14 protein-coding genes are annotated in these 11,310 nt (G+C 65.6%); 11 read left to right on the top strand and 3 right to left on the bottom strand.

The window, feature by feature from the left end; translation table 11 throughout:
- Positions 1-37 precede the first annotated feature (37 nt).
- Positions 38-871, top strand: coding sequence for a mycofactocin-coupled SDR family oxidoreductase (locus tag ABQE89_RS24120; RefSeq protein WP_448421362.1), 834 nt, complete (start codon positions 38-40; stop codon positions 869-871).
- A gap of 26 nt (positions 872-897) precedes the next feature.
- Here ABQE89_RS24120 and ABQE89_RS24125 read toward each other — a convergent pair whose 3' ends face one another.
- Entirely contained in the window at positions 898-2,037 is a 1,140-nt protein-coding gene (locus tag ABQE89_RS24125) for a CaiB/BaiF CoA transferase family protein (protein ID WP_448421364.1), read from the bottom strand.
- Between the two features lie 196 nt (positions 2,038-2,233).
- Here ABQE89_RS24125 and ABQE89_RS24130 point away from each other — a divergent pair, with 196 nt between their 5' ends.
- The 4 genes from ABQE89_RS24130 (at position 2,234) to ABQE89_RS24145 (ending at position 5,657) form a co-directional block, all read left to right on the top strand.
- The gene (locus ABQE89_RS24130) at positions 2,234-2,422 is read left to right on the top strand and encodes a ferredoxin (RefSeq protein ID WP_448421366.1); all 189 of its coding nucleotides are present in this window, start codon (positions 2,234-2,236) and stop codon (positions 2,420-2,422) included.
- A 128-nt stretch (positions 2,423-2,550) separates the two neighbouring features.
- A complete protein-coding gene (locus tag ABQE89_RS24135) occupies positions 2,551-3,585 on the top strand; it encodes a phosphotransferase family protein (RefSeq protein ID WP_448421368.1) in 1,035 nt (344 codons plus the stop codon).
- Between the two features lie 4 nt (positions 3,586-3,589).
- Entirely contained in the window at positions 3,590-4,345 is a 756-nt protein-coding gene (locus tag ABQE89_RS24140; protein WP_448421370.1) for an SDR family NAD(P)-dependent oxidoreductase, read from the top strand.
- A 19-nt stretch (positions 4,346-4,364) separates the two neighbouring features.
- The gene (locus ABQE89_RS24145; RefSeq protein ID WP_448421396.1) at positions 4,365-5,657 is read left to right on the top strand and encodes an acyl-CoA dehydrogenase family protein; all 1,293 of its coding nucleotides are present in this window, start codon (positions 4,365-4,367) and stop codon (positions 5,655-5,657) included.
- On the opposite strand, the gene ABQE89_RS24150 is transcribed toward ABQE89_RS24145, so the two are convergent.
- Together ABQE89_RS24150 and ABQE89_RS24155 are read right to left on the bottom strand one after the other, a co-directional pair.
- Positions 5,654-5,890 carry a hypothetical protein gene (locus ABQE89_RS24150; protein ID WP_448421372.1) on the bottom strand — a complete coding sequence of 79 codons (237 nt, stop codon included), beginning with the start codon at positions 5,888-5,890 and terminating at the stop codon, positions 5,654-5,656. The two genes, ABQE89_RS24145 and ABQE89_RS24150, sit on opposite strands and share 4 nt — an antisense overlap.
- A gap of 31 nt (positions 5,891-5,921) precedes the next feature.
- The gene (locus ABQE89_RS24155) at positions 5,922-6,890 is read right to left on the bottom strand and encodes a sigma-70 family RNA polymerase sigma factor (RefSeq protein ID WP_448421374.1); all 969 of its coding nucleotides are present in this window, start codon (positions 6,888-6,890) and stop codon (positions 5,922-5,924) included.
- A gap of 56 nt (positions 6,891-6,946) precedes the next feature.
- Between ABQE89_RS24155 and ABQE89_RS24160 the strand changes: the two genes are divergently transcribed.
- From ABQE89_RS24160 to ABQE89_RS24185, 6 genes are all read left to right on the top strand, one after another.
- Complete coding sequence (locus ABQE89_RS24160; protein ID WP_448421376.1) at positions 6,947-7,786, top strand: alpha/beta hydrolase; 840 nt, start codon at positions 6,947-6,949, stop codon at positions 7,784-7,786.
- On the top strand, positions 7,783-8,772 hold the full coding sequence (locus ABQE89_RS24165; RefSeq protein WP_448421378.1) for a hypothetical protein: 990 nt from the start codon (positions 7,783-7,785) through the stop codon (positions 8,770-8,772). The genes ABQE89_RS24160 and ABQE89_RS24165 overlap by 4 nt, the downstream gene beginning before the upstream one ends.
- 15 nt (positions 8,773-8,787) lie before the next feature.
- Entirely contained in the window at positions 8,788-9,537 is a 750-nt protein-coding gene (locus ABQE89_RS24170; protein ID WP_448421380.1) for a DUF2786 domain-containing protein, read from the top strand.
- Entirely contained in the window at positions 9,534-10,028 is a 495-nt protein-coding gene (locus ABQE89_RS24175) for a TIGR04338 family metallohydrolase (RefSeq protein ID WP_448421382.1), read from the top strand. Before ABQE89_RS24170 ends, ABQE89_RS24175 begins: the two co-directional genes overlap by 4 nt.
- A gap of 9 nt (positions 10,029-10,037) precedes the next feature.
- Positions 10,038-10,700 carry an O-methyltransferase gene (locus ABQE89_RS24180; RefSeq protein ID WP_448421384.1) on the top strand — a complete coding sequence of 221 codons (663 nt, stop codon included), beginning with the start codon at positions 10,038-10,040 and terminating at the stop codon, positions 10,698-10,700.
- Positions 10,701-10,803: 103 nt separating this feature from the next.
- The coding region (locus ABQE89_RS24185) for an MBOE_33420 family protein (RefSeq protein WP_448421398.1) at positions 10,804-11,310 on the top strand (507 nt) is incomplete at its 3' end.

The raw sequence follows: 11,310 nt of genomic DNA on the forward strand, positions 1-11,310 counted from the left end.
CCACCCCTACGAACCCCGATCACACGCAAAGGACATCATGGGCACACTTGACGGCAAGGTCGCATTGATCACCGGGGCCGCTCGCGGTCAAGGGCGTTCGCACGCCCAACTGCTCGCCGAGGAGGGCGCCGACATCATCGGCATCGACCTCTGCCAGCAACTGGATACGGTGAACTACCCCATGTCCACCGATCGTGATTTGGCCGAGACCGCCGCCCTGGTCGAGAAGACAGGACAGCGGATGATCGCGTTGGTCGGCGACGTCCGGGATTACGACGCACTTCAAGGCCTCGTCAACGACGCTGTCGCCGACTTGGGCCGCCTCGATATCGTGCTCGCCAACGCTGGAGTGATGGCTCAGGCCCTGCCCCCATTGGATCCGGTCCAATCGCGAAGGGCCTGGCAGGATTCCATCGATACCATGCTCACCGGTGTGTGGAACACGCTGCAGACCACCGTACCGATTCTCCTCGAACAGGACCAGGGCGGTGCCATCGTCATCACCAGTTCGGCTGCCGGCATTCGCACCCAACCCACGGACCGCGGGGGTGGCACCGATGGTTACTACGCAGCCAAGTTCGGTGTCGTGGGATTGATGAAGGCCTACGCAAACGCGCTCGGGCAACACAATATCCGGGTCAACACGGTGCACCCGACCGGAGTGGCGACCCCGATGATCATGAACGATTTCTTTCCTGCCTTTCTGGACGCCAATCCCCGTATCGCCGCGGCGTTTCAGAACTCGCTTCCCATCCCCGCGATCGAACCCATAGACGTAAGCCGAGCCATCCTCTACCTGGTCGGCGAGGACGGCCGCTTCGTCACCGGAACGTGTCATGTGATCGATGCCGGTATCACTGCGTTCAAGTAACCGATCACCGCTCCAGTGAACAGCCGCTAATCGACCGCCAGGTCCCCGCGAAGCGCATCCTGCTGGTCTTTGTCGAAGCCCAGTTCGGCCAAAATCTGCGCAGTGTCGTCGCCAAGCGTCGTGCGGTTGCCGGGCTGTCCCGGTGTTGACGAGAAGCGCGGCGCAACGGCGGGCAGATCACCTCGCTCACAGGTGGAAAAGGATTGTCGCGCAATCGCATGGGGGTGTCGTGGAGCTTCGCGCAGGGACAGCACCGGAGTGACGCACGCGTCCGTGCCGCTGAACACGTCCGCCCATGCGTCGCGGCTTCGTGACTTGAAGGTAGCGGCCAACCAGGCGGTACAGGCGCGACGTTGATCAGCGACGTAGGGGGACGGCACTATGGCCGGGTCGGCACCCAAACGCTCGACAAGCGCATTCCAGAACTTCCGTTCCAATGCGCCCACCGCAACGTATCGCCCGTCGGCGCACTCGTAGCAACGGTAATTCGGCCATCCGCCGTCGAGCATGTTGGATTCCGGTACCTCTTGCCAGTGTCCGAGTTCAAGCATCGCCCTGGTCGCCGTGCCGAGATAGGAGGCCCCGTCCACCATCGCGGCGTCGACGACTTGCCCGTCACCTGTGCGCCGGGCGTGCCAGAGCGCAGCGAGTACACCGACAACAAGAAACATGGCCCCGCCGCCGTAGTCGGCAAGATAGTTGGCCGGCGGTGTCGGCGGACCGGAACGGGGACCGATGCCGTGCAACAGTCCCGACACGGCCAGATAGTTGATGTCATGTCCTGGCGAGGCGGCCAGGGGGCCGCTTTGACCCCACCCCGTCATCCGGCCGTAAACCAAGCGTTGATTACGCTTTCGGACATCGGCTGGTCCGATTCCCAGACGCTCGACCACTCCCGGGCGGAAACCTTCCAGGAGCACGTCGGCCTCCTGCGCGATTCGCAGCAGCACCGCAGCGCCCGCACGGGACGGGAGGTTGAGGGAAATCGAGCGTCGTCCGCGGCCGAGGGCACTCTCATTGATCTGGTTGCCGCGCGGGTGACGCGCCGAAGGCATCCGCTCGACCCGGATGACTTCAGCACCCAGATCGGAAAGCAACATCGCCGCGAAGGGCACTGGGCCGCGAGCGGGCAACTCGACGACCTTGACTCCCTTCAGTGGACCCACCCGACATCCTCTCCGGAGCAATTCAGGATTATAGACATAGGCCACAACCAAACGTGAAACGATATCAGCACGGTAGATTCCCGACCAACATAGCAGCTATATGCCGTGATCTGCGTGCCGACTTCATATTGACCGTGGAGCGAAGCTATGATTACTCTGATCATAGATACGGGTGATTCTTGGTGAAGGGGATTCGATGCGCGTGATGGTTGACCTGCACCGGTGCCACGGACATGGGCTCTGCCTGATGCACGCGCCCGAGGTCTTCGACATGAGTGAAGACGGCCGTTCCCTTGCGAAGTTGGTCGATGTCGGGGAGGGGCTCGCCAACAAGGTGCGGCGCGCGGTCGCCAACTGCCCCGAACAGGCGTTGAGCCTGGAATAGCCGACCGCGACCTCCGACGGAAACCGGGCCGACCGGTGCATCGAGAAAGGGCAACATCATGGCCAGACGAGAGTCGAGATGACACGAGAAACGATCGACTGCAGCGCGGTTGGTGCTGCGAGACTGAAGTGACGGACTTGACCGGTGGTGTGGATGCCAACCGACTCGGGCGCTGGCTCGATGATGTGGGTGCGCCCGGAAACGGTGAGCTACCCACCTTGGAGAGGCTGACCGGGGGCTCGCAGAACACTCTTTTCAGAATCCGTCGTGGCGACAGCGACATGGTTTTACGTATGCCGGGTGCGGACCGGTCCGACAGTCGGATAGCCGGTCTTATGCGCGAAGTTCGGGTCATGCGCGCGTTGCGCGATACCGACGTGCCGCACGCGGCACTGATTGCCGTTGACGAGACCGGAGCGGTGTGCGGTGTGCCACTGCTCGTGATGGAGGCCGTGGATGGGTGGAGCCCGGTGCAGGGTTGGCCCACACCGTTTGATACGGACACCGAGGCACGCCGCGGCATCGCGTTCGAAATCATCGATGGCGCTGCCAAACTGGCCCGTCTACCGTGGCGAGATATCGGCCTCGGCGACTTCGGCCGTCCGGACGGGTTTCACGATCGGCAGGTTGACCGCTGGCTGAACTATCTGGACAATTTCCGAGTCCGCGACCTGCCCGGTCTAGACGACGCGGCGAGATGGTTGCGCCGCAATCGGCCCGCCTCTTATGTTCCGGGCATCATGCATGGTGACTACCAGTTCGCCAACGTCATGTACCGACTGGAGCGTCCTGCGACGTTGGCCGCCATCATCGACTGGGACATGGCAACGATCGGTGACCCGTTGCTCGATCTGGCGTGGGCGCTGCTCGGCTGGGACGGCGAATTGCCGCGGGACGACTTTTATGTCGATGTGTCAGGGATGCCGGCACGCAGTGAACTGCTTGCCCATTACGAGGAAGTCAGCGGACTGTCCACCGACGGATTCGAGTACTACACGGTATTGGCCAACTGGAAACTGGGGATTGTGCTGGAACGCAGCTACGCGGCGCTGATACGCGGGGAGAAGGTGAGCGATCTGGCGACACTCTTCGCGACGCTCGTGCCCTCGTTGATCGCCACGGCAGCCCGCGTAGCCCGCGAAGCCGAGTCGACGCGGAGATGAACTGATGGTGGACGCATGTTACGACCTCGCCGACCGAGTGGTTCTGATAACCGGTGGCAGTCGCGGCCTCGGCCGCCAGATGGCGATGGCAGCGGCGGCCCACGGCGCCGACGTCGTCATCGCCAGCCGAGACAAAGCCTCCTGCACGGCCGTTGCGACCGAAATAGAGAGGACGACGGGGCGCGTCGCGCTGCCATACGGCGTACATGTCGGACGGTGGGATCAGGTCGACCGACTCGTGGAGACGTCCTACGCACGTTTCGGCAGGATCGATGTCCTGATCAACAACGCCGGCATGTCTCCGACCTACACATCGCTACCGGCGGTGACCGAGAAACTTTTCGATGCGGTCATCAACGTCAACCTCAAAGGTCCGTTCCGGCTGGCCGCGCTGATCGGGGAGAGGATGGTTGCCGACGGTCGCGGGTCGATCATCAACGTGAGTTCCACAGCGTCGATCCGGCCGCGGCCCGACGTCGCGCCCTATGCCGCAGCCAAGGCAGGACTGAACGCGATGACTGAAGCGCTGGCCCTGGCCTACGGTCCGACGGTTCGGGTCAACACATTGATGGCCGGTCCCTTTCGAACCGACGCAACCGCGAATTGGGACCCACGAGCCACCGCGAAATTCGTTGCTGGCCATGCACTCCGGCGCGTCGGTGATCCCGATGAGGTCGTCGGCGCCACGCTGTTCCTGGCTTCCGACGCGTCCAGTTACACCACCGGGTCGGTCGTGCGGGCCGACGGTGGAATTCCCTGACCGACAGGAGGCCGACGATATGGCTTGGGATTTTTCGACCGATGACGACTTCGAGAAGAAGCTCGAATGGGTGCGCAGGTTTGTCCGCGACGAGGTGGAACCCTTGGACGCGTTGTTTCCCGGCTGCGAGTATCTCCCTTTGAGCCAGCAGCGACGGGCCATCGTCGATCCGCTCAAGCAGCGGGTTCGTGACCGCGGGTTGTGGGCCCCGCATCTGGGACCAGAGCTCGGCGGCCAAGGGTACGGCGCCGTCAGACTGACGCTCATCAACGAGATCTTGGGTCGAACCAACTGGGGGCCAGCGGTATTCGGATCGCAGGCTCCGGATACTGGGAACGCCGAGATACTTGCGCGGTTTGGTACTGACCAGCAGAAGGCCCGCTATCTCGCTCCGCTGCTCTCAGGCGAGATCTTCTCGTGCTTCGCGATGACCGAGCCACAGGGCGGTGCGGATCCCAGGACGTTCACCACCCGGGCGATTCGGGAGGGCGACGAATGGGTGATAACCGGCCGGAAGTACTTCGCTTCGAACGCCTCGGTGGCCGAGTTTTTCATCGTCGTCGCGATCACCGATGCCGATGTTGACGTCCACAGTGGTGCCTCCACATTCCTGGTGCCCGCGGACACCCCTGGGTTGACCGTCGTCGCCAATCATCATCTGTTCGGCTCTCTTCCACACGAACCGGGGCACGCCCTGGTGCATCTCGAGGGCGTGCGGGTCGGTTCCGATTCCTTGCTCGGAGAACCGGGTGAGGGCTTTCGCGTGGCTCAGACGCGGCTGGCCGGTGGCCGCCTACATCATGCAATGCGCGCCATTGGCGTCGGGCAACGCGCCATCGACATGATGGCGCGGCGAGCCAACAGTCGGTTCACGCAAGGTAGCTCATTGGCCGATAAGCAATTGGTGCAGAGCTTCATCGCCGACTCCTATACCGAGTTGGTGCCATTCCGGCTGGCCGTCCTGCATGCCGCCTGGCTAATCGACACCGCGGGCGAAGCCGCCGCGCGTAGCGCGATTGCCCTTTGCAAGATACTGACGCCGAAGGTCATCCAGTCGATCACGCTGCGTGCGATACAGGTTCACGGAGCAATTGGGCTCACCGATCAACTGCCGCTGACGGGGATGCTCGTCAACGGGCTGGCGCTCGGGCTCGCCGACGGCCCCACCGAGGCGCACAAGGTCAACCTCGCGCGCCGGCTGTTGCGCGAGTACGCGGCCGAAGACCCGGCTTGGCCAAGCGAGATGCGCGACAAGCGGACCGGCAGATCCGCCGTGGACACCGGCAAGAGTCACTCGGTAGATTATCTCTAATCAGAGATATGACGAAGGTAGTTTGGTGAGGTCGGGAAGGTCTGAGCATGCCACTGTTTGACGCCTCCGACGCGGTAGCTCACGCTTCGGTAGAGGGCGATTACGACCTGCTGACCATCGCCGAAGCCCGAAGCCGGCTGCGCCGCGAAATGCAATGCTGCCGCAATGAACTCGAAGCCGCTGCCGATCCCGATCAGCGAATGGCCCATGAGGCCCGGCTGCACGCGCTCCAAACCGCTCTCGCGCGCACAAGAGTCCAGAGGCCTACAGCGAGGCGGGTAGACGCCACTTCTCGAACGACGTCATGTGGAAGGCCACCACATGGGTGATGCCGTCGACGCCGACATCGAGCACGTGCATCTGAAAGGGCTCGTGCACCCCGGTTTCTGGGTTGCGCATGTACAGCGCGCCTGCGGCTTGACCGTTGGCGGTGGTCCGCACGAACCGCATATCGCCCGGGCCTTCGGCCGGACAGTGCGTCTTCGACAACAACACGATGTTCTCCGGACCCCGATACCAGCCGTCGAACGGCGGCATCTCCCAGACGGCGTCCGCGGTGAACAACTCGACCAGCTTGTCGATGTCGTAGCTCTCGAACGCCGCGATGTAGCGCGTGAGCAGATCCTGCGCCTCGGGTGACTCCGGTGGGCGCACCTCGTCGTCCTCGCTGGGACCGACGGCATCGAGTTGCGCGCGAGCCCGCTGCAGCAGGCTGTTCACCGCGGCCGTCGACGTGCCGATCGCGTCGGCCACCTCGGCGGCTTTCCACTGCAGCACCTCACGCAACACCAGCACCGCGCGCTGCCGGGGCGAGAGGTATTGCAGCGCGGCGACGAACGCCAACCGCACCGACTCACGCGAGCCCACGATGTTCGACGGATCGCTGGTCGCATCGGGAAGCGGTTCGAGCCAGGGCACTTCCTCGCGCGCGGCGATGTCGTCGAGCGGGTCCGAACTCGGGGCGCCCAACCCCGTCGGCAGCGGTCTGCGCTTACGGCCCTCCAGCGAGGTCAGGCAGGTGTTGGTGGCGATCCGGTACAGCCAGGTCCGCAGCGAGGACTCGCCCTTGAATCGGCTGTAGGCCTTCCATGCGCGCAGATAGGTCTCCTGCACCAGGTCCTCGGCGTCGTGCAGCGACCCCGTCATCCGGTAGCAGTGCGCCAGAAGCTCCCGGCGGTGCGGTTCGGCCCGCAGCAGGAACTCGTCATCGGTCTCGTGGGCCAGCACGCTCACGGTGCGAGCTTAATCAGTGCCTCCGACAACGGAAAGCCAACCGATAGTCTCGCTGCGTGGCCACTACCCGCAGCGAACACAGCTTCGACGGTATCGGCGATGTGCGCATCGTCTACGACCTGTGGACCCCCGATGCGTCCCCGCGCGGCGTCGTGGTGATCTGCCACGGATATGCCGAGCACGCCAGGCGCTACGACCACGTCGCAGCCCGCTTCGGTGAGGCGGGCCTGGTCACCTACGCGCTGGATCTGCGCGGCCACGGCCGCTCCGGTGGCAAACGAGTATTTCTGCGCGACATCTCCGAGTACACCACCGACTTCCACACGCTGGTCGGCATCGCCGCCGCCCAATACCCGGAACTCAAGCGGGTGGTACTCGGCCACAGCATGGGCGGCGGCGTGGTGTTCGCCTACGGCGTCGAGCACCCGGACGACTATGCCGCGATGGTGCTGTCCGGCCCCGCCGTATACGCGCAGGCCGCGGTGTCGTCGGTGATGATCGCCGTGGCGAAGGTCATCGGCAGTGTGCTCCCGGGCCTGCCGGTCGAGAAGCTGGACACCGAGGCCGTCTCCCGCGATCCCGACGTCGTGGCGGCCTACCTGGCCGATCCGATGGTGCACCACGGCAAGCTGCCCGCGGGCATCGCCAAGGCGTTGCTGAAGGTCGGCGAGACGATGCCGCAGCGCGCCGCCGCGTTGACCGCACCGCTGCTGGTCGTGCACGGCGAGCAGGACAAGCTGATCCCCGTCGAGGGCAGCCGTCGGCTGATGGAATGCGTGGCCTCCGCCGACGCGCGCCTCAAGGTCTACCCGGGGCTCTACCACGAGGTCTTCAACGAGCCCGAGCGGCAGTTGGTCCTCGACGACGTGACGTCGTGGATCGAGGCCAAGCTTTGAGACGCCTTGTGCTGTTGGCGATCTCGCTGACGCTGGCATTGGCGGCCTGCTCGTCGGACACCGGGGCCGACTGGGTCGACGACGAGGTCAGCTTCGTCGACGCGGCCGGTCTGACCATCCACGGCACCTACCGACACCAGGCCGACGCCACACCGGGACCGGCGGCGCTGCTCATCTCCGAGAGCGGCGCCACCGACCGCAACGGCGACAACGCGGTGGCGGGGCCGGTGGGCAACATGCGGCAGTTAGCCGAGCTGTTGTCCGACCGGGGCGTCGCGAGCTTGCGCTACGACAAGATCGGCACCGGGCAGACCGGGCTCGGCCCGTATGCGCAGCGGCCGACCGAGGTCGTCAGCGCCGTCTACACCGCGGGAGCGGAGGCAGCCGTGCGCTATCTGGCCGGACAACCCCGCACCGACGACGACCGCATTTCGGTCTACGCACTCGGCGAGGGCACCGTGCACGCGATGGCGTTGGCCTCCGCAGGGGCCTCCGACGCACCGAAGATCCACTCCCTGGCCCTGCTTCAGCCGCTGCCCGGCCGCTACCTCGACATCATCACGCAGCGAGTGCGTGCCAACGGCGACCCGGCGGCGTTGACGGCGTGGCTGGCCGCCGTCGAGCAGGTCCGCACCACCGGCTCCGTCCCTGCCGAGTTGCCCGAGGGGCTGGCCGCGGTGCTGAACCCCGGAAACGTCAGGGCCGTCGTCGAAGCCGACCGGATCGATCCGCTGGTACTGGCCGCGGACATCCCCGCGGGCACGCCGGTGCTGCTGACCTGTTCGGATGCCGACCTACAGTCCCGCTGCGACTCGGTCAAGCCGTTGATCGACGCGCTCGGCCACACCGCGCTGACCGTCGTCGAGCTCAACGGGGTCAGCCACGTGCTGCGCGACGACCCCAGCGACAACGTCGCCAACTACGCCAGCGGTGACCCACTTTCTCCACAGGTGGTTCGGGCGCTGGACGATTTTGTCAGCAAGTAGACCTAGATTGACGCCATGACCGACGACAAGATGCTGGCCAGAATTGCCGCCCTGCTGCGCCAGGCCGAAGGCACCGACAACCCGCACGAAGCCGACGCGTTCATGGCCGCCGCGCAACGGTTGGCCACGGCCACCTCCATCGACCTCGCGGTGGCCCGCTCGCACTCGGCGCAACGCACCAAGGCGCAGACTCCGGTGCAGCGCACGATCACGATCGGCAACGCAGGCACCCGCGGGTTGCGCACCTATGTGCAGCTTTTCACCGTGATCGCCCATGCCAATGACGTGAAGTGTGATGTCGCGTCGAACTCGACGTTCGTCTACGCCTACGGCTTCCCCGAGGACATCGACGCCAGCCACGCCCTCTACGCCAGCCTGGTGATGCAGATGGTCAAGGCGTCACAGGCCTACATCTCCTCCGGTGCGCACCGCCCCACCCCCACCATCACCGCCAGGATCAACTTCCAGCTCGCGTTCGGCGCGCGCATCGGAAAACGTCTGGCCGAGGCCCGTGAAGAGGCGCAGCGGTCGGCCACCGAAGGTCGGGACAGCGTGCCCGGAACGGCTCTGGCATTGCGTAACAAGGACATCGAGCTGAAGAGCTTCTACCGGCAGACATCTGAGGCGCGCGGCACCTGGCGGGCGACCAGTGCCACCGCGGGCTATTCGTCGGCGGCGCGACGAGCCGGTGACCGGGCGGGTAGGAACGCGCGCCTGGGCGCCACCCCGCAACTGGCGGGGGCCCGCGGCGCACTGGAGACGTGAGCGCCCGAGACACGCAGCGGGCCAAGGTCTACGCCGCAGAGGAGTTCGTCCGGATATTGTTCGACCGGGCGGCCGAGCGCGGCAATCGGGTCGTCGAGTTCTTCGGCACCCCGCTGACGTTGCCGCCGGAGGCGCGGTTCGCGACGGTCGAGTCGGTGCAGCGCTACGTCGACGAGGTGTTGGCGCTGGCGGCGGTGCGTCGGCGGTGGCCCGACGTCGTCCCGCTGCGCGTGCGGGCCAGGCGTGGCACCACGGCCGCGCACTACGAACTCGCCGACGACGGTGCGGGCATCGCTGTGCCCGACCAGCGCGTCGGATGGGCGTTGCGTGAATTGGTGGTGCTGCACGAGATCGCACACCATCTCTGCGACGTCGCGCCACCGCACGGACCGGAATTCGTCGCGGCGTTCTGCGAATTGGCCGACGTCGTGATGGGGCCTGAGGTCGGGCATGTGCTGCGGGTGGTGTACGCGAAAGAAGGTGTGCGCTAGCGTCTCCGCGTGGCCGAACCTGATCCGAAAGCGCTCGACGAACTGTTCAACCGGCTGTTGCGCACCGAGGACGACGCGCTGGCGGCGGCCCGGGCGGCGGCGGATGCGGCCGGGATGCCCGCGATCGAGGTGTCCGCGCAGCACGGCAAGCTGCTGTACCTGCTGGCGACGGCAGCGCACGTCACTCGTGTGCTCGAGGTCGGAACCCTGGCCGCCTACAGCACCATTCAGCTCGCGCGCGCGGTGGGTCCCGATGGTCGTGTGGTCACCCTGGAGTTCGACCCGGCCCACGCCGAGGTGGCCCGGCGCAACCTGTCCAACGCGGGCGTCGAGGACCGTGTCGAGGTCGTCGTCGGTGCCGCACTGGACACGCTGCCGGTGCTGGCCGACCGCGGCGAGGTGTTCGACCTGGCGTTCATCGACGCCGACAAGGAGAACAACATCGCCTACGTCGAGTGGGCGATCAAGCTCGGTCGCGCCGGCTCGATCATCGTGGTGGACAACATCGCCCGCTTCGGCCGGGTGTACGACCCCGCTCCCGACGACCATCAGGCGCGCGCGGTTCGCGACATGCTGGAGATGATCGGCGCGCATCCGCGACTGGAGGCCGCGGCCATCCAGACCGTCGGCACCAAGGGTTGGGACGGCTTCGCGGTCGCGATAGTGAAGTAGCCCATTTTCCCGTGAGCGACCGCGAAATGCCGATGCGGCCGGTGCTGCTGTGCTATTGACGGCATAGCAATTCCTACGGAAGGAGCCCACGGTGGTATCGAAGCTGCTGCCCGTCACCGTGCTGGCCGGATGCACCGCCGCGCTGGTGCTGCCCGCCGTCGCGCATGCCGACCGCGCGGAACCCGCGCCGATCTACGGCTACTACGACGCGCTGCTCGATCACTCGCAGCAGACCTTCAACGGTCTGCCCGCCGCGGCCGAACCGGCGACTCAGCTGGGACTGTTCACCACCAACTGCGGCGTCGACGGTTGTGTCGTGCACTGGCTGCGTGAGACGCAGATCAACCAAAGTCCTGATGCACCCGCGCTTTTCGACTACCGATGGAACAACGACCGCTGGGAGTCCAGCGGTGAGTACCCGTTCTACTGCAACCCCGACGGCAGCGGCGGCTCAGTGACCACCCAGCGGTCCGACTGGCTGCGACCCAATGGTGACGGGAGCTTCTCCGGCGAGCGGACCTTCACCGTCGCAGCTCCGGGATGTCCGGGCCAAGGACCGGGCACCTACTGGCTGCCGATCTCGCTGACGCCGGTCGACCCGCCGCCGGCC

Source organism: Mycolicibacterium sp. XJ1819, from assembly GCF_053483675.1.